Genomic DNA, 17,225 nt, shown 5'->3' with positions numbered 1-17,225 from the left:
GTGCCACGGATGCGCGAAGTCTTCCACCAGTCCCTCGAGGACGTGCAGAACCGCCTCGTCGAGATCTCCGAGCTCGTCACCATCGCCATCGACAAGGCCACCCGCGCGTTCGGCACGAGCGACGTCGCCCTGGCCGAAGAGGTCATCGACGCCGACGCCGTCATCGACGAGAAGGCGCTCGCGCTCGACGAGATGGCCATCGAGATCCTCGCCCGCCAGCAACCGGTCGCCCGCGACCTCCGGATCGTCGTCAGCGCGCTGCGGATGTCGGCGTCGCTCGAGCGCATGGGCGACATCGCCGAGCACATCGCCCAGCTCACCCGCATGCGCTTCCCGGAGCGGGCCATCCCCAAGGGACTGAAGTCGACGTTCCTCAAGATGGGCGAGCTCGACGTCGAGGTGGCGCGCCGCCTGACCGAGCTGCTGCGCACGCAGGAGCTCGCGCTCGTCGAGGAGATCCGCAACGCGGACGACGATCTCGACGACCTGCACGTCGCCGTCTTCGAGAAGGTCCTCAGCGACAGCTGGCAGGGAGAGGCGGCAGCCACCGTGGATGCCACCCTCGCGAGCCGCTACCACGAGCGTTTCGCCGACCACGCCGTGTCGGTCGCCAAGAAGGTCGCCTACCTCTCGACGGGCGATTGGACCGCCCCCACCGGCGCGCTGGACGTCTCGACGGAAACCGTCACGGGCCTCGCCTGACACCCTGACGGAACGACGGAGCCGGATGCCTCGCGAAGAGGCATCCGGCTCCGTCGTTCCGTCAGGTCAGTTCTTGCCCTGGTTGGCCACCGCTGCGGCTCCCGCCGCTGCAGCCTCGGGGTCGAGGTACTCACCCGGACCGAGCGGGACGAGGTTCTCGTCGAGGCGGTAGACCAGCGGGATGCCGGTCGGGATGTTCAGCTCGGCGATGTCGGCGTCACTGATGCCCTCGAGGTGCTTCACGAGCCCGCGCAGCGAGTTGCCGTGTGCGGTGACGAGAACCGTCTTTCCCGAGCGCAGGTCCGGCGCGATCGCCTCGTCCCAGTACGGCAGCAGGCGGTCGATGACGAGCTTGAGCGACTCGGTGCGGGGCACGTCCCCGTCGATGCCGACGTAGCGGGGGTCGCCCACCTGGCTCCACTCGCTGTCGTCGGCGAGCTCGGGCGGCGGCACGTCGAACGAACGACGCCAGAGCATGAACTGCTCGGGACCGAACTCCTCGAGCGTCTGCGCCTTGTCCTTGCCCTGCAGGGCGCCGTAGTGACGCTCGTTGAGGCGCCACGAGCGGGTCACGGGGATCCAGAGGCGGTCGGCGGCGTCCAGGGCGATGTTGGCGGTCTGGATCGCACGGCTGAGCAGCGAGGTGTGCAGGATGTCGGGGAGGAGACCCGCCTCGGCGAGCAGCGAGCCGCCGCGAGCGGCCTCGGCCTTGCCCTGCTCGGTCAAGCGGACATCGACCCAACCGGTGAAGAGGTTGAGCTCGTTCCACTCGCTCTGGCCGTGGCGGAGGAGGATCAGCGTGTGAGGCGCAGTCATGCGCCCCATGATATCGGGCGCCTGCGCCGCGTCCCGGCGTCCGGCGGCGGCCCGACCGGCGCGCTGTCATGATGGGGGGATGGCGTCTGCTCGCGGTCCCGTGGGCCGCATCACGCGCGGGACGACCCACACCAATCGGCTCCGCCGCATCGATCGCTGGATCACCACGCGTCCCGAGCTGCGCCGACTCGAGGACCCCCTGGTGGTCGACCTCGGCTACGGCGCGAGCGGCGTGACCGCGCTGGAGCTGCACGCCCGCCTGGCCCGGGCGCGGCCGGACGTCGAGGTCAGAGGGCTCGAGATCGACCCCGAGCGGGTGGAGCGCGCGCGGACGCAGCTCGCCGAGGTCCGGGCGGGGCGGACGGCGTTCGCCGCGGATGCCCGCGTGGACTTCTCCCGCGGAGGATTCGAGGTGCCTCTCCCCGGCGGCCGACCGGCCGGGATCATCCGCGCCATGAACGTGCTCCGGCAGTACGACGAGTCGGATGTCGCGGCGGCGTGGGCGCAGATGGCCGGACGCCTCGCACCCGGCGGTCTGCTCCTCGAGGGCACGTGCGATGAGCGGGGACGGGTGTGCGCCTGGATCGCAATGGACGCCGCGGCCCTCCCCCGCACCCTGACGCTGTCCCTGCGCCTCACCGATCTCGAGACACCGCTGGTGGCCGCCGAGCGGCTGCCCAAAGCACTGATCCATCGCAACGTCCCCGGCGAAGGAGTGCACGGCTTCCTCGCCGACCTGGACGCCGAATGGGAGCGCGCCGCCGGGCTCGGCGCCTTCGGACCGACGCAGCGCTGGGTCGCCGCGGTGGCCGCCGTCGCCGCGCGCGGATGGCCGCTCCGCGAAGGTCGTCGGGCCCGTCTCGGAGAGATCACGGTGGCGTGGGAGGCCGTCGCTCCGCGGTGACGGCCGGCTCCGCGATTCAGATGCGCGGAACGGCGGCGCGGGCCTCATCCGGCGGCATCCCGGTGGCGACCAGGAGGTCGACCACGAAGGGCCGGATGGCGGCGATGAGGTTCTGGTCCCCGAGCGACGCGCCGGGTGTCACCTCGGCCGGGTCGAGGTGCGCGGCGACCGCGGCGAGCTGCGACCGCGCGACCGGCTCGAGCGAGATGTCGTCGAGGGCGTCGGTGAGCACCCGGACGGCGCGGAGCGTCTCGGCGAGGATGTCGGCGGCCACGGGCCGCGGAATGCCGTCGTCGCAGAGGTAGACCACGCGCCGGGCGATGACGCGCAGATTCCTCCCCGCCAACTCCACCGACTCCCGTACGCGCTCGTGGCGCGCGAGCTCCGAGCGCTGGCGACGCAGGAACGGCGAGATCCGCGCGATCGCGAGGCCCGACTCGACCGACGCCCGCCACCCGTCGGCGATCGGCTGGATCGCCCGGGCCTTCTCGAGACCGCGTTCGGCGCGACGCCGGTCGCCGCGGCGCAGGGCCTGGACGAGCGCGGTTCCGGCCCCCTCGATCGCCCCCAGCACGGCCCGCGCGTCGCGCACTTCGATGCGCACCGTGTCGCGCGGGATGAGGGCGGTCGCGAGCAGCGCCGCGACACCTCCGATGAGGCCGTCCACGAGCCGGAGGAAGGGGGCGTTGGCGGGGACGATCATGACGATCAGAGATTGGATCGCCGCCGCGATCGCGAATGCGGCCTGCGCGGAGAGGAAGCGGGCGACGACGAGGGTCACTCCGAGGGCGAGGGCGAGCTGCCACCACCCCGACCCCGCCACCAGAAGAAGGAGCTCGGCGACGATGATGCCCACGAGCATCCCGATCACGGTCTCGAGGACGCGACGCGGTCGCGCGTCGCGGACGAGGCCGAGACTCGACACGGTCACGGTCGCCGCCAGGAGCGGGGCGGGATGCCCGAAGACGTACGCGGCGACGGCGTACGCGGCGGTGGCGGCCACGACGATCTGGACGATGGGGATCGCGGAGTCCCGCACGCGGCGGAGCGCCGGTGTCGGGTCGAGGCGTGCCTGCCAGCCCGTGCGGATCGGCACGGTCACAGGTGCGGGGCCCTGCGGATCGGCGCCCCGGGCGCCGGTTCCGTCTCGCGAGCCGCGCCGCGGACTCACGTCGCCCGTGCGCGACGCGAGAGCCGGGTGATCCGCGGCACGTTCGCCGTCGCACCGGCATCCGGCGGCACGATGACCTCCTGCGCGGCGGCGATCCGCGCATCCTCGACGTCGACGGTCAAGGCCGCGTCGACGGGGACGCCGCGACGCAGCACCGCCAGCGCGATCGGCCCTTCCTCGAAGTGCCGGGCCGCCGAGGTGACGACGCCGACCTCGTCGCCCTCGCGGCGCACGGCGGCACCGCGCACGGGGAGGCCCGAGTCGCTGCCGTCGAGCTGCAGCGCGACCATCCGGCGGGGCGGATGGCCGAGGTTGTGCACCTTGGCCACGGTCTCCTGACCGCGGTAGCACCCCTTCGACAGATGGACGGCGGTGCGCATCCAGTCGGACTCGTGCGGGATCGCGCGCTCGTCGACCTCGCCGGACCAGCGCGGACGCCACGCGGCGACCCGCAGGGCGTCGGCCGCGAGGACGCCGGCGATGTCGACGGCGCCCGATGCCGCCTCCCGGGCGAACCGCCCGAGCTCCTCGACCGGGACCAGGGCTTCGGCCCAGCTCCGTTCGGCGCCGGGGTGCGGTTCGACGGCGGCGTATCCGTGTCCGCCCGCGCCGATCGCAGGCCACGGGTCGCGCCAGACGAGGGGAACCCCCGCCGGCGACGCGGGCGTGAGCCGGGCGAGGGCCTCGGGGTCCCCTCCGACGACGGCGACCTCGGCATCCGCCGACCGGGGCTGGACCCGCAGCCGGAAGCGCATCCGGGTGAGCCAGACGAGGAGACCCTCGGCGTCGGCGCGATCGACGATGAGCCACGCGGTCGCTCCGTCGTCCACCACGGCGGCGACGTGCTCGATACGTCCCTGCGGATCGAGCACGAGGAGCTCGGTGGACTCTCCCGGCGCGAGCCGTGCGAGAGCCTGCGAGGTCAGGGAGTCGAGCCAGGTGAGCCGGTCCTCGCCGTCCACGGCGATCACCGCGCGATCACCCAGCGGCGCCAGCGCGGTGCCGCGCGCGAGGGCGCGCTGCTCGGCCATCGGATTCCCGACGTGCTGAAGGACGTCGTCGACGATCACGGCGCCGGGAACGGCGGAGAAGGCGGCGGCGTGGGCCATCAGGCGACCTTCGCCAGACGGGCGGACGCGTGGGAGGCGAGTTCGTGGCCCAGAGCGGCGACATCCCACGCCCACAGCAGGTGCCCGTCGACCAGCCCGTACATGCGCGTCGCGGCCGCATAGGCCTTGGCCGTCGCGGGACGGACGACGGCGTCGGTGGCCAGGTCGATCCGCGGGCCGCGGATCTGTCCGAGATAGAGCTCGCTGATCCCGTCGGAGTGCACGATCGCGGCCTCGATGTCGAACCCGTCGGCGTCGTTGCGCAACCGCTCGACGTCCTCGACGGTCCGCGGATCCGCGGTCGCCGACGGCGGGAGCAGAGCGGGACCCGCATCCGCGTCACCGGCGGTCCGCGACAGACGCCAGTATCCGACCTCGGACACCAGGGGCGTCCGGCCGCCGTCCTCACGGTCGATCCACGCGGACGCCGCGTAGTTCAGGTAGTCGCCGCCGTCATGGCTGAAGCTCACGCGGTGCGTGAACTCCCCCGACATTCCGGCCCCGGCGTAGTCGATGACACCGCTCCCCTCCCACACGCCGATGAGCCAGGAGAGGGGGACGAGGTCGGCGGGCAGGTCGGTCGGAAGCTCGATCACGACGGCCTGCTCAGCGCTGGCCGCGGTAGAGGTTCTTCACCACCACACCGGAGACGAACACGATCCCCACCGATGCCAGGCCCAGAAGCCCCAGGAAGAAGATTTCGAGCGCGAGAAGGTCCATGTCGCTACTTTAGCCCGGCACGACCGCCGCCAGCCCGAATCCGAGGCTGACGATCCCGAGCACGGCGAGGGCGCCGACGACGCTCGCAGCGACCCGCACCGTGAATCCGTGCGAGCGCCCACCGGCGAGCTGGACCGCGAACGCGAGCAGGAGGCACGCGCCGAGGGCGACCGCCATCCACGCCGCGCGCAGGTCCGACGGGACGAAGAGGCCGATCGCGAGTCCCGCCACCGCGGCGGCGACCCACACGGAGAGGATGCCGGCGCGCGAACGACGCGGAATGATCTCGGTCACGGTCATCTCGCTATTGTCTCCCACGACGCTTCTCGCGCGCACCCCCCGGGAGGGCGCCCGCGCCGGACCGTTCGCGCGAACGTCCTAGACTGATCGCACACGACGCATTCCCCGAAGAGCCCGGAAGGCGACTTTTGGCCCAGCTGCTCGTCCTCAGCTCCGCACACGGCGGCGGCCCCGCCCTGCCTGCGCTCGAGCTGCTCAGTCACCGGGTGCGCCAGATCCCCGCCGAGCCGGCGCAGCTGGTGAACGCACCCAGCGCCGACATCATCTTCGTCGACGCACGCGTGGATCTCGTCGGCGCGAAGTCGCTGTGCAAGATCCTCAACACCACGGGCCTGGACGCACCGCTCATCCTCATCGTCACCGAGGGCGGCCTCACCGCCGTCTCCCCCGACTGGGGCGTGGACGACGTCATCCTCGTCACCGCCGGCCCCGCAGAAGTGGATGCCCGCGTCCGACTGGCCGTGGGACGTCAGAACGCCGAGCAGGTGTCGACCCGCATCCAGACCTCGGGCATCACCATCGACGAGTCCTCCTACTCCGCCAAGGTGCACGGCAAGCCGCTGGACCTGACGTACAAGGAGTTCCAGCTCCTCCACTTCTTCGCCACGCACCCGTCGCGGGTCTTCACGCGCGAGCAGCTGCTGAGCGAGGTGTGGGGCTACGACTACTTCGGAGGCACGCGCACCGTCGACGTCCACGTCCGACGCCTGCGGGCCAAGCTCGGCGACCTGGAGCAGCTCATCGGCACCGTCCGCAACGTCGGCTACCGCTTCAACGTCTACGAAGAGGATCAGCTCCCGGCACCGCGCGAGACCACCGGCGCCTGAGGCGGCATCCGTTCACACATTCGTCACCCGACCCTGACATGATGTGGGGGTGATCGAACAAGAGGTTCTCGACCCCGGAATCGACGCGGATGACGACGATTTCGACGTCTCCGAAGAGGCCGACGCGCTCCTCCCCGAGCATCGCTACCTCGACCGCGAGGTGAGTTGGCTCGCGTTCAATCAGCGTGTGCTCGAGCTGGCCGAGGATCCGAACCTCCCCGTCCTCGAGCGGGCGAACTTCCTGGCCATCTTCGCCAGCAACCTCGACGAGTTCTTCATGGTCCGCGTCGCCGGTCTCAAGCGCCGCATCGTCACCGGTCTCGCCGTTCCCACCAATGTCGGACGCTCCGCGGCGGATGTCCTCTCCGACATCTCCGCCGAAGCGCACCGACTGCAGCTCCGCCACGCCGAGGCGTGGACCTCGGCGGTCAAGCCCGCCCTCGCGGACGCCGGCATCCAGGTGGTGGCGTGGGACGCGCTGGGAGAAGACGACCGGGAGCGGATGTACGACTACTTCCACTCGCAGGTCTTCCCCGTCCTGATGCCGCTCGCCGTCGACCCGGCGCACCCGTTCCCGTACATCTCGGGACTCTCGCTGAACCTCGCCATCCGCATCCGCAACGCCCGCACCGGCCGGCAGGAGTTCGCACGCCTGAAGGTCCCCCCGATGCTCCCGCGCTTCGTCGAGCTCGTCCCGCAGGACGGCGTCGTCCGGTACCTCCCGCTGGAAGACCTCATCTCCAACCACCTGGACGACCTCTTCCCGGGGATGGAGGTGCTCGACCACCACGCCTTCCGCCTCACCCGCAACGAGGACGTCGTGATCGAGGAGGACGAGACCGAGAACCTCATCCAGGCTCTCGAGGCGGAACTCCTCCGCCGTCGCTTCGGCCCGCCGATCCGCCTCGAGATCACGGACGACATGGACGAGCTCACGCTCGATCTGCTGCTGAAGGAACTCGACATCACCGCGCAGGAGGTCTACCGCCTCCCCGGGCCGCTGGATCTCCGCGGGCTGTTCGACCTCGCGCGCATCGATCGGCCGGATCTGCACTACAAGCCGCACCTGCCGACGACCCCGGTGGCCTTCCAACCGGGTGACAACAACGAGCGGGCCGACATCTTCGCCTCCATCCGCAAGGGCGACGTCCTGGTCCACCACCCGTACGAGTCGTTCGCGACGAGCGTGCAGGCCTTCCTCGAGCAGGCGGCCAAGGACCCCCACGTCCTCGCCATCAAGCAGACGCTCTATCGCACGTCCGGCGACAGCCCGATCGTGCAGGCCCTCATCGACGCCGCCGAGGCGGGCAAGCAGGTCCTGGCGCTGGTGGAGATCAAGGCGCGTTTCGACGAGGCGAACAACATCCTGTGGGCCCGCAAGCTCGAGAAGGCCGGTGTGCACGTCGTGTACGGCCTCGTCGGCCTGAAGACGCACTGCAAGCTCGCCCTGGTCATCCGCGAGGAGAACGGGGTGCTCCGCAGCTACAGCCACGTGGGCACGGGCAACTACAATCCGAAGACGAGCCGGATCTATGAGGACTTCGGCCTTTTCACCGTCGACGATCAGGTCGGGCGGGATCTCACGCGCCTGTTCAACGAGCTGTCCGGGTACGCCATCGAGAAGAAGTTCAAGCGCCTGCTGGTCGCTCCCCTCCACCTGCGGAAGGGGCTCCTGAGACACATCGACAAAGAACGGCACAACGCCCAGGAGGGCAAGCCCGCGCGCGTGCGCATCAAGGTCAACTCCATGGTCGACGAGCAGATCATCGATGCGCTGTATCGCGCGAGCCAGGCCGGCGTCACCGTCGAGGTGTGGGTGCGCGGCATCTGCTCGCTCAAGCCCGGCGTCCCGGGGATGAGCGAGCACATCACGGTCCGGAGCATCCTCGGACGCTATCTCGAGCACTCCCGCATCTTCGCGTTCGACAACGACGGCGACCCGCAGGTGTTCATCGGCAGCGCCGACATGATGCACCGGAACCTCGACCGCCGGGTCGAGGCTCTCGTGCGCGTCGTGGATCCCGCACACGTGAAGGAGCTCTCCTCCCTGTTCGATCTCGCCATGAGCGACAAGACGAGCTCGTGGCATCTCGGTGCCGACGGCGAGTGGATCCGCCACAGCACGGATGCCGAAGGGAAGCTGCTCGTCGACATGCAGGATCGGTCGATGTCGGCGGTGCAGCGCCGCCGCCGTGCCCGGGCGGTGCGATGACGGAGACCGCGATCTACGCGGCCGGCGGCGTCGTGTGGCGGATCGTGGACGGCAAGCTCCGCGTGCTGCTGATCCACCGGACGAAGTACCGCGACGTGACGCTCCCCAAGGGGAAGGTGGATCCCGGCGAGATGCTCGCCGAGACCGCTGCCCGCGAGATTCAGGAGGAGACCGGCATCCGTGTGAATCTCGGAGTGCCGGTCGGCGTTTCCCGCTACCGTCTGCCGAGCAAGCGAACGAAGATCGTGCACTACTGGTCGGCCGAGGCGACCGAACCCGCCATCCGCGCGTCGTCGTTCGTTCCGAACAAGGAAATCGCAGCTCTCGAGTGGGTGAGCCTGAAGAAGGCCCGCGCTCGCCTCAGCTACCCCGTCGACGTGGAGATCCTGGAGAACTTCGCGCGTCTCGTCGATGAGGGCGTCCTGCAGACCTTCCCGATCATCGCCCTCCGCCACGCCAAGGCGCTCCCGCGGGAAGAGTGGGAGGGGAATGACGCGGCGCGACCCCTCGCTCCGCGGGGGAAGAAGCAGTCGCAGTCCATCGTCGGCCCGCTCCTGGCCTTCGGCGCACGGAAGATCATCTCGTCCCCCGCTGTGCGCTGTCACAAGACCGTCGTTCCGCTGGCGGCGGCGACGGGCAAGAAGATCGAGACCACACCGCTGATCAGCCAGGACGCGTGGGAAGAGGGGCGCTCCGACGCGCGCTCGGTCATCGGCGCACGCGTGCGGGCCCGCAAGCCCGCGATCCTCTGCTCGCACGGTCCGGTGCTCCCCGACATCCTCGCCGAGCTCGCGCTGGCGACGGGGACCCTCCGCGGGTCGTATCTCGGCAGTGCGTCGGCGCTGGAACCGGGTGCGTTCTCGGTCGTGCATCTGTCGGTCCAGAACCCCGGCTCGGGCATCGTGGCGATCGAGACGCACGCGCCGAAGGTGTGATCGCGCGCGCCGCGACGGCGCGGAACGGATCGCGGCCGGCCGTTCACCTTCCGTTCACCCGCACAGCGCACGCTCTTAAGAGTCCGTGCTTACCGTCAGGTCGTGCCCTGCACCGGGCCTCAACCCGAAACCCGATCGGGTTTCGTTTCTCTGACACGTGAAGGATTCACACAGTGAAGATCTCCCGCTTCGCCCAGGTCGGCGCCCTCGCCGCCGTCGCCTCTCTCACCCTCGCCGGCTGCGCCGCGAACGAGGGTGGCGGCTCGACCGACGCCGGCACCGGCACCGACACCGGCTCGAGCCTCTCCGGCACGCTGTCGGGCGGTGGCGCCTCCTCGCAGGAGGTCGCCGTCCAGACCTGGACCGCCGGCTTCCAGACCGCCAACGCCGACGTCACCGTGAACTACGACCCCGCCGGCTCCGGCGCGGGCCGCGAGTCGTTCCAGGCCGGCGCCTTCCAGTTCGCGGGCTCCGACCGCGCGTTCACCATGGACGAGATCGCCGAGGGCCCCTTCGACGGCTGCGTCGAGGGCTCCGGCATCATCGAGCTGCCGACCTACATCTCCCCGATCGCCGTCATCTTCAACCTCGACGGCGTCGACTCGTTGAACCTCTCGGCCGACGTCATCGCGGGCCTCTTCGCCGGGACGATCACGAACTGGAACGACCCGGCCATCGCCGAGCTGAACGAGGGCGTCGAGCTCCCCGACCTCGCCGTGACCCCTGTCCACCGCGCCGACGACTCGGGCACCACCGAGAACTTCACCGCCTACCTGTTCGAGGCGGCCCCCTCGGTCTGGACCGAGGAGCCCGACGGCGTCTGGCCGTTCAACAGCGGCGAGGCCGCCCAGGGCACGTCGGGCGTCGTCTCGGCGGTGGCCGGCGGCAACGGCACCATCGGCTACGCTGACGCCTCGCGCGCCGCGGAAGAGGGTCTCTCCACTGCCGCCGTTCAGGTCGGCGACGCCTTCGTGGAGTACTCGCCCGAGGCTGCCGCCGCGATCGTCGACGCCTCGCCGTTCGAAGAAGGCCGTGGCGAGGGCGACCTCGCGATCGCGCTCGACCGCACCTCGACCTCGGAGGGCGTGTACCCGATCGTCCTGATCAGCTACATGATCGCGTGCCAGGAGTACGCCGACACCGCCGCCGCGCCGCTGGTGAAGGGCTACCTGCAGTACGTCGCCAGCCCCGAGGGCCAGGACGAGGCCGCCGCCGCCGCCGGTAGCGCCCCGATCTCGGACACCCTGCGCGAGCAGGTCAACGCCGCGATCGACCTGATCGTCGTCGACTGATACCGTGTGGCCGGCCCGTCGCACCGCGACGGGCCGGCCATTCCTACGAACACCCACCCGAGAACAGGAAGCCATGACCACGACAGCCCCGGCCATCAAGGCCAAACAGCGGCCCGGTGACCGCTGGTTCTCGGGCACCGCGCTGGCCGCGGGATCGATGATCCTCGTCACCCTCGCCGCCGTCGCGATCTTCCTCATCATCCAGTCGATTCCGGGCCTCACGGCCACACCGGAGTCGGCGTCGCTGCTTCGGACGGACTTCTGGGGCTACGTCTGGCCGCTCGTCTTCGGAACGGTCTGGGCGTCGTTCCTCGCCCTCCTCATGGCCGTTCCCCTCTCGGTGGGCATCGCCCTGTTCATCTCGCACTACGCGCCCCGCCGACTCGCGCAGACCCTCGGCTACATCATCGACCTCCTCGCCGCCGTCCCGTCGGTCGTCTTCGGCCTGTGGGGCATCCTCGTCCTCGCGCCGGCCGTACAGCCCCTGTACGTGTGGCTCACCACGAACATGGGCTGGTTCCCGCTGTTCGGCGGCACCGCATCGGCGACGGGCCGTACGATCTTCACCGCGGCGATCGTGCTCGCGGTGATGGTGGTCCCGATCATCACCGCCATCTGCCGTGAGGTCTTCCTGCAGACGCCCACGCTCCACGAGGAGGCCGCGCTCGCCCTCGGCGCCACGCGCTGGGAGATGATCACCATGGCGGTCTTCCCCTTCGGCCGCAGCGGCATCATCTCCGCCTCGATGCTCGGACTCGGGCGTGCGCTCGGCGAGACGATGGCCGTGGCCCTCGTCCTCTCCGCCACCGGGGTCGTGACCTTCCAGCTCTTCACCTCGGAGAACCCCTCGACGATCCCGGCGAACATCGCCCTCACCTTCCCCGAGGCCTACGGCGCGAACATCAACGTCCTGATCGCGACGGGCCTGATCCTGTTCATCGTCACCTTCGCCGTCAACGCCGTCGCCCGCTGGGTGATCAGCCGGCGCAAAGAGTTCTCGGGAGCCAACTGACATGAGCGCCACCACCATCGCGCCGCCCAACCCCGCGAGCTCCACCCCGGTCGAGGACAGCCGCCGCATCACCAGCGGCAAGCTCCCCACCTGGGCGCCGTGGGCGCTCCTGGGACTCGCCGCCGGCGCCTCCGCGCTCATCTTCTTCATCGTCTCGCTGGCCTCGGGGGACTTCAACGTCCCCGGCTGGCTCGTGGTCAGCGCCCTGCTGTACCTCGCGACCGTCTTCACCGTGTCCGCCGTCGTCGAGGGCCGCCGCAAGGGCATCGACCGGCTCGTGACGGGTGTGGTGACCATCGCGTTCCTCATCGCGATGCTGCCGCTGGTGTCGGTGGCCACGACCGTCATCGTCAACGGCGTGGCGGCGCTGTCGGCGGAGTTCTTCACCAACTCGATGCGCAACGTCGTCGGCGAGGGCGGCGGAATCCTGCACGCCATCGTCGGCACGCTCCTGATCACTCTGGCGGCAGCGGTCATCTCCATTCCGATCGGCCTGTTCACCGCGATCTACCTCGTGGAGTACGGAGCGGGCAATCGCCTGGCACGCGGCATCACCTTCCTCGTCGACGTCATGACCGGCATCCCGTCGATCGTCGCCGGCCTGTTCGCCTACGCCCTGTTCGCGCTGTTCCTCGGACCCGGCATCCGTATGGGGATCATGGGCTCGGTCGCGCTGGCCGTCCTGATGATCCCCGTCGTCGTGCGGGCGACGGAGGAGATGCTGCGCCTCGTCCCCAACGAGTTGCGCGAAGCCTCGTATGCGCTCGGCGTGCCCAAGTGGCTCACGATCGTCAAGGTCGTCATCCCCACCTCGATCGCCGGCATCACCACCGGCGTGATGCTGGCCGTCGCCCGCGTCATCGGTGAGACCGCCCCTCTGCTGCTGACCGCCGGCATCACCGCGTCGATGAACTACAACCTCTTCGACGGCCGCATGGCGACCCTGCCGGTCTTCGCGTACTCGCAGTACATGAACCAGGGGATCCCGGCCTCCGCCTTCATCGACCGGGCCTGGGGCGCCGCCCTCGTGCTCATCGTCATCGTCATGGCGCTCAACCTCATCGCGCGGCTCGTCGCGCGCATCTTCGCCCCCAAGCTCGGCCGCTGAGTCCGCGCGGCCCGAATACCCGAATCCAGAGGAACAACGTGTCCAAGAGCATCGAAGTCAACGACCTGAACGTCTACTACGGCGACTTCCTGGCCGTCGAGGGCGTCACGCTCGACATCGAGCCGCGCAGCGTCACCGCCTTCATCGGTCCGTCCGGCTGCGGCAAGTCCACCTTCCTGCGGACCCTCAACCGCATGCACGAGGTCATCCCCGGCGCCCGCGTCGAGGGCGAGGTCATGCTCGACGGCATGAACCTCTACGGTCCTTCCGTCGACCCGGTGCTCGTCCGCCGTCAGGTGGGCATGGTCTTCCAGCGCCCCAACCCCTTCCCCACGATGTCGATCAAGGAGAACGTCCTGGCGGGCGTGAAGCTCAACAACAAGAAGCTCTCCAAGTCCGACGCCGACGCCCTCGTGGAGAAGTCCCTGCAGGGGGCGAACCTCTGGAACGAGGTGAAGGACCGCCTCGACAAGCCCGGCTCCGGCCTCTCCGGCGGCCAGCAGCAGCGTCTGTGCATCGCGCGCGCCATCGCGGTGTCGCCCGAGGTCATCCTGATGGACGAGCCGTGCTCGGCCCTCGACCCGATCTCGACCTACGCGATCGAGGAGCTCATCGGCGAGCTGAAGAACGACTACACCGTCGTCATCGTCACGCACAACATGCAGCAGGCCTCCCGCGTGAGCGACAAGACGGCGTTCTTCAACATCGCCGGCACCGGAAAGCCCGGCAAGCTCATCGAGTACGACGACACGACGACGATCTTCACGACGCCCTCCGTGCAGGCGACCGAGGACTACGTCTCGGGCCGCTTCGGATGAGCGCCGGACTCAGTCCCGCGGGCTGAGGAGGTAGTGGTTGAGGGATGCCGTCACCGCGGCATCCCTCTCCTTCTCCTCGCCGTCGATCGCGACGATCGGCGCCGCGAGGCGGATGCTCGAGACGACCCACGCCGCCTCAGCCGCGAGCAGCTCGTCCCGCGTGATCGAGGCGTACGCGACCTCGTAGCCCGTCGAGCGCAGGTGGTGGAAGATGCTCCGCTGGGTGGTGCCGTGGAGGATCCCGGCCGCCGGCTCGGGCGTGAGATAGCGCCCGCCCTGTCGCAGGATCACCGACGCGGTGGGACCTTCCAGGACGTACCCGTCAGAGGAGACGAACACCGCGTCGTCGGCACCGCGACGCCGGGCCTCGCGGATCGCCGCCATGTTGACGGCGTAGGACAGCGTCTTGGCACCGAGGAGGAGCCAGGGTGCGCGGCTCGGCACGTCCGCCGCGAACCCGCGGTCGAGCGTCACCACCCGGATGCCGTCACGGCGGGCGGCGGTGTTATCCGGCGCATCGGCGAGCGTGAGCCAGGCCGTCGGGGTCTCCTCCCCGTCGATCCCGCGGCTGAGGATGAGCTTCAGCACGCTCTCCCCCGCCGCCGGCGCGTGAGCGACGATGCGCGCGATGGCCGCGCGCCACTGCGCCGGGTTCGGCTCCGGGAGGTCGCACAGCGCCGCCGAGCGCGCAAGGCGCTCGAGATGGGCCGACACCTCCTGGGCGTGCCGTCCGACCATTCCCAGGGACTCGAAGACACCGTCTCCCCGTTGCGCGCTCAGATCGCCGATCCGCACGCTCGGATCCGCCGGGTCGAAGGACCGGATGGTGTCGGCGACGTCCGAGCGCGGATCATCGACGGGGATCGGGTCGAGCGCGAGGGCGTGACGCAGTGCCATCCCTCGAGCGTACGACGCCGACCCCGGCGGCGGGGAATGCCGGGGGGTGGGCCTGGCGTTACACTGGAACAGCCGGGCCGCAGTAACCCCGGGCTCCATCTTCTGCCGCTGCGAGCGGCCTCGCGCCGAGAGGCGTTCTGCGGCCCGGCACTTTCTCTGTCCGGACGGCGTCAGACGAGCGCGTCGCGGCGCCAGAGCGTCGCTGAGGCCGTGAGGTCGCCGGCGTAGTCGGAGAGCCGCAGCGCGCGCGTCGTGAACGCCGACGCACGATCCGACTCCGTGCCCTCGTAGTCGTCCGCGAGGTGGCTTGCTCCGGACGCCTGGACCCGACAGAACGCCGCGGCCCGCTCCAGCGCCACCGCGAAGTCCCCGACGAACAGGCCTCGGAGGATCATGTCGACCAATCCGACCAGTTCCTCAGGACCCGCGGGTGTCGGCGCCCCGGCCACGACCGGGTCCGCGGAGCGGAGCTCGATCCGACCGCGCTCGTACGTCATCGCGGCCGTCTGCGGGTCGTCATGCACCATGAGCTGCAGCAGATACAGGCGCCACAGCGTTCCGGGGAGCGACTTCGCCGGGGACCGCGACCAGAGTTCGGCGATGTCATCGATGCCGTTGCGGTCGGTGAAGGCGACGAGCCGCTCCACGACGGCCGCGTCGGGCTCCTCGCGGACACGCGCGACCAGCGCCCGGGCCGTCGAGTGCGCGACACGGGAGACCTCGGCCGGGTCGTCCGCCGCGAACAGGCGATCGAAGAGCTCAGCGGGTCGCCGGACGGGCTTGTGAAACCCTCGCGCGTCGTCAGTCATCCGCTCAAGGGTACTCCCGGACCACCGCGGCGGCCCGGCCTCGGACGATTCCTCAGGCGGTCGGAATAGCCACGATCGGGTCGGACGTCGGCTGACCCGTCGGAGATCCGCCCGCCGACTCCACGGTCAGCGCGATGACATCGCCCTCGGCGACCGCCGCATCCAGCAGGACGGTGGTCTGCGCGTCCTGCGGAGCGAACGTCCCGGCCGACACCGCACCGTCGGCGTCCACGACCCACATCTCGAACTCCTCGTCGGTCGAGATGCCCGGAAGATTGCTCGATACCAGGACGGCCTTGCCGAGCGACTCCGACCAGTGCGCCGTTGCGATGCCGCCGCCCGTCACCTCCGCGGTGATGGACTGCGCATCCGGAGCCGACTCGATCTCGGCGAGAGCGGCCACCGCCGGCGGGCGGTTCACGAACTCGTTGATCGATGCCGCCCCCCATCCCAGGGTCACCAGCAGCACCAGCGACGCCGCGAGAGCGAAGAGGCCCCGCGTCCAGTTGCGCCGCGACACCGTCTGCACGACCGAGGTCGACGGGGTCGGGTCCGCACGAGGAGGCGCGGCATCCGTGTCGGGGAGCGGCGGCCGCGGCGGCACGGCCGCGGCGAAGGCATGATGCCCGAAGACATCGGCGTCGGATGCCGAGTCCGCGCCGATCTGCGGTGTGGCGGCGATGCGCGCGAGAAGAGTCGAACGCGCCGTCAAGGGCGGCACCTCTTCACGCACGGTCTCGGCGAGGGAAGCGGCCGCCGCCATGTCGGCGTCGACGCGCTCCGTCCATTCCGGGTGCTGCCGCAGCGCGTGCTCGAACGCCGCGCGGTCGTCGGGTGCCAGCGTATTCAGCGCGTAGCCCGCCGCGAGCTCGAAGAACTCCTGCTCGTTCACACCGTCACCCCCATCTCCGCCCGTAGGCGCGTCAATCCGTCGCGCATTCTGGTCTTGATCGTCCCCAGCGGCGCTCCCACCAGCGCCGCGATCTCGCTTTGGCTGTATCCCCCGTAGTACGCGAGGGTGAGGGCCTCGCGCTGCGGGTCGGGGAGGGTCTTCAACGCCGTGGCGACCTGGCGGCCTTCGATGCGCAGCTGCGCCTGTTCGGCCACGCCGTCGTACGCGACGTCGAGATCGCGGAACCCCACCCGCACATCGCGATCGGTGCTCGCCTGCGACGCTCGCACGCGATCCACCGCCCGACGATGAGCGATCGTGAGAACCCACGTTCTCCCTTGCCCCTTGTTCGGAGCGAACCGCGCGGCGGATTGCCACACTTCCAGGAAGACCTCCTGCAGCACTTCCTCGCTCTGCGACCGATCGACGAGCACACGGAGAATGAGACCGAACACGCGCGGGGAGAGCATGTCGTACACGCGCGCGAAGGCGCCCTGGTCGCCCGCAGCCACACGCACGAGCAGCTCTCCGACGTGATCGACGGGTGCGCCGTCTTCGGGGACTTCCACACCGTCGATGACCATGGGTCCAAGCATGCCTCATCACGCGGTTCCACCTGGTATCCGCGGGGCTTCACACGGCATCCGTGAGCCAATCGTGAAAAAACTTCCCATCCGATTCCCCCGGGGTGCCGAAGACCC

At 70.0% G+C, this 17,225-nt stretch carries 18 protein-coding genes; 9 read left to right on the top strand and 9 right to left on the bottom strand.

What is annotated here, in order from left to right:
• Window positions 1–9 precede the first annotated feature (9 nt).
• Entirely contained in the window at window positions 10–702 is a 693-nt protein-coding gene (gene phoU, locus AB0O93_RS02935; RefSeq protein WP_363340338.1) for a phosphate signaling complex protein PhoU, read from the top strand.
• A gap of 66 nt (window positions 703–768) precedes the next feature.
• On the opposite strand, the gene AB0O93_RS02930 is transcribed toward phoU, so the two are convergent.
• On the bottom strand, window positions 769–1,518 hold the full coding sequence (locus AB0O93_RS02930) for a phosphoglyceromutase (RefSeq protein WP_363340336.1): 750 nt from the start codon (window positions 1,516–1,518) through the stop codon (window positions 769–771).
• Window positions 1,519–1,597: 79 nt separating this feature from the next.
• On the opposite strand from AB0O93_RS02930, the gene AB0O93_RS02925 reads away from it, so the two are divergent.
• Entirely contained in the window at window positions 1,598–2,422 is an 825-nt protein-coding gene (locus AB0O93_RS02925; RefSeq protein ID WP_363340334.1) for a class I SAM-dependent methyltransferase, read from the top strand.
• A 16-nt stretch (window positions 2,423–2,438) separates the two neighbouring features.
• On the opposite strand, the gene AB0O93_RS02920 is transcribed toward AB0O93_RS02925, so the two are convergent.
• The 4 genes from AB0O93_RS02920 to AB0O93_RS02905 form a co-directional block, all read right to left on the bottom strand.
• A complete protein-coding gene (locus AB0O93_RS02920) occupies window positions 2,439–3,518 on the bottom strand; it encodes an FUSC family protein (protein WP_363340332.1) in 1,080 nt (359 codons plus the stop codon).
• Window positions 3,519–3,589: 71 nt separating this feature from the next.
• Window positions 3,590–4,702: a glycine cleavage T C-terminal barrel domain-containing protein gene (locus AB0O93_RS02915; RefSeq protein ID WP_363340330.1), complete on the bottom strand. Its 1,113-nt coding sequence runs from the start codon at window positions 4,700–4,702 to the stop codon at window positions 3,590–3,592.
• The gene (locus tag AB0O93_RS02910) at window positions 4,702–5,298 is read right to left on the bottom strand and encodes an FABP family protein (RefSeq protein WP_363340328.1); all 597 of its coding nucleotides are present in this window, start codon (window positions 5,296–5,298) and stop codon (window positions 4,702–4,704) included. The genes AB0O93_RS02915 and AB0O93_RS02910 overlap by 1 nt, the downstream gene beginning before the upstream one ends.
• A gap of 133 nt (window positions 5,299–5,431) precedes the next feature.
• Window positions 5,432–5,722: a hypothetical protein gene (locus tag AB0O93_RS02905; RefSeq protein ID WP_363340326.1), complete on the bottom strand. Its 291-nt coding sequence runs from the start codon at window positions 5,720–5,722 to the stop codon at window positions 5,432–5,434.
• A gap of 128 nt (window positions 5,723–5,850) precedes the next feature.
• Between AB0O93_RS02905 and AB0O93_RS02900 the strand changes: the two genes are divergently transcribed.
• The 7 genes from AB0O93_RS02900 to pstB all read left to right on the top strand — a co-directional run bounded on the left by AB0O93_RS02900 (window position 5,851) and on the right by pstB (window position 13,926).
• Window positions 5,851–6,549, top strand: a complete 699-nt coding sequence (locus AB0O93_RS02900; RefSeq protein ID WP_363340324.1) for a response regulator transcription factor — start codon at window positions 5,851–5,853, stop codon at window positions 6,547–6,549.
• Window positions 6,550–6,598: 49 nt separating this feature from the next.
• Window positions 6,599–8,761 carry an RNA degradosome polyphosphate kinase gene (locus AB0O93_RS02895; protein ID WP_363340322.1) on the top strand — a complete coding sequence of 721 codons (2,163 nt, stop codon included), beginning with the start codon at window positions 6,599–6,601 and terminating at the stop codon, window positions 8,759–8,761.
• The gene (locus AB0O93_RS02890; RefSeq protein WP_363340320.1) at window positions 8,758–9,696 is read left to right on the top strand and encodes an NUDIX domain-containing protein; all 939 of its coding nucleotides are present in this window, start codon (window positions 8,758–8,760) and stop codon (window positions 9,694–9,696) included. Before AB0O93_RS02895 ends, AB0O93_RS02890 begins: the two co-directional genes overlap by 4 nt.
• Window positions 9,697–9,869: 173 nt before the next feature.
• Entirely contained in the window at window positions 9,870–10,988 is a 1,119-nt protein-coding gene (locus AB0O93_RS02885; protein WP_363340318.1) for a phosphate ABC transporter substrate-binding protein PstS, read from the top strand.
• A gap of 73 nt (window positions 10,989–11,061) precedes the next feature.
• Window positions 11,062–12,000, top strand: coding sequence for a phosphate ABC transporter permease subunit PstC (gene pstC, locus AB0O93_RS02880; protein ID WP_363340316.1), 939 nt, complete (start codon window positions 11,062–11,064; stop codon window positions 11,998–12,000).
• Between the two features lies 1 nt (window position 12,001).
• Window positions 12,002–13,108, top strand: coding sequence for a phosphate ABC transporter permease PstA (gene pstA / locus AB0O93_RS02875; RefSeq protein WP_363340314.1), 1,107 nt, complete (start codon window positions 12,002–12,004; stop codon window positions 13,106–13,108).
• 38 nt (window positions 13,109–13,146) lie between these two features.
• Window positions 13,147–13,926 (top strand): phosphate ABC transporter ATP-binding protein PstB, encoded by a 780-nt coding sequence (gene pstB / locus AB0O93_RS02870; protein ID WP_353998043.1) that lies wholly within the window; start codon window positions 13,147–13,149, stop codon window positions 13,924–13,926.
• A gap of 9 nt (window positions 13,927–13,935) precedes the next feature.
• On the opposite strand, the gene AB0O93_RS02865 is transcribed toward pstB, so the two are convergent.
• From AB0O93_RS02865 to sigK, 4 genes are all read right to left on the bottom strand, one after another.
• Window positions 13,936–14,823 carry an aminodeoxychorismate lyase gene (locus tag AB0O93_RS02865; RefSeq protein ID WP_363340312.1) on the bottom strand — a complete coding sequence of 296 codons (888 nt, stop codon included), beginning with the start codon at window positions 14,821–14,823 and terminating at the stop codon, window positions 13,936–13,938.
• Between the two features lie 170 nt (window positions 14,824–14,993).
• A complete protein-coding gene (locus AB0O93_RS02860) occupies window positions 14,994–15,632 on the bottom strand; it encodes a DNA-directed RNA polymerase subunit beta (protein WP_363340310.1) in 639 nt (212 codons plus the stop codon).
• Between the two features lie 52 nt (window positions 15,633–15,684).
• Entirely contained in the window at window positions 15,685–16,524 is an 840-nt protein-coding gene (locus AB0O93_RS02855; RefSeq protein ID WP_363340308.1) for an anti-sigma factor, read from the bottom strand.
• Window positions 16,521–17,108, bottom strand: coding sequence for an ECF RNA polymerase sigma factor SigK (gene sigK, locus AB0O93_RS02850; RefSeq protein WP_363340306.1), 588 nt, complete (start codon window positions 17,106–17,108; stop codon window positions 16,521–16,523). The genes AB0O93_RS02855 and sigK overlap by 4 nt, the downstream gene beginning before the upstream one ends.
• Window positions 17,109–17,225: the final 117 nt, after the last annotated feature.

This window comes from Microbacterium sp. NPDC077184, from assembly GCF_040687055.1.
Classification (GTDB): Bacteria; Actinomycetota; Actinomycetes; order Actinomycetales; family Microbacteriaceae; genus Microbacterium.
This window is presented reverse-complemented; position numbering and strand designations above follow the sequence as displayed.

What these genes read in the sequence shown, in the direction of transcription:
- phoU (WP_363340338.1), top strand. Translation starts at nt 10, where the DNA reads ATGCGCGAAGTCTTCCACCAGTCCCTCGAGGACGTGCAGAACCGCCTC.
- AB0O93_RS02930 (WP_363340336.1), bottom strand. Translation starts at nt 1,518, where the DNA reads ATGACTGCGCCTCACACGCTGATCCTCCTCCGCCACGGCCAGAGCGAG.
- AB0O93_RS02925 (WP_363340334.1), top strand. Translation starts at nt 1,598, where the DNA reads ATGGCGTCTGCTCGCGGTCCCGTGGGCCGCATCACGCGCGGGACGACC.
- AB0O93_RS02915 (WP_363340330.1), bottom strand. Translation starts at nt 4,702, where the DNA reads ATGGCCCACGCCGCCGCCTTCTCCGCCGTTCCCGGCGCCGTGATCGTC.
- AB0O93_RS02905 (WP_363340326.1), bottom strand. Translation starts at nt 5,722, where the DNA reads ATGACCGTGACCGAGATCATTCCGCGTCGTTCGCGCGCCGGCATCCTC.
- AB0O93_RS02890 (WP_363340320.1), top strand. Translation starts at nt 8,758, where the DNA reads ATGACGGAGACCGCGATCTACGCGGCCGGCGGCGTCGTGTGGCGGATC.
- pstC (WP_363340316.1), top strand. Translation starts at nt 11,062, where the DNA reads ATGACCACGACAGCCCCGGCCATCAAGGCCAAACAGCGGCCCGGTGAC.
- pstA (WP_363340314.1), top strand. Translation starts at nt 12,002, where the DNA reads ATGAGCGCCACCACCATCGCGCCGCCCAACCCCGCGAGCTCCACCCCG.
- AB0O93_RS02865 (WP_363340312.1), bottom strand. Translation starts at nt 14,823, where the DNA reads ATGGCACTGCGTCACGCCCTCGCGCTCGACCCGATCCCCGTCGATGAT.
- AB0O93_RS02860 (WP_363340310.1), bottom strand. Translation starts at nt 15,632, where the DNA reads ATGACTGACGACGCGCGAGGGTTTCACAAGCCCGTCCGGCGACCCGCT.
- sigK (WP_363340306.1), bottom strand. Translation starts at nt 17,108, where the DNA reads ATGGTCATCGACGGTGTGGAAGTCCCCGAAGACGGCGCACCCGTCGAT.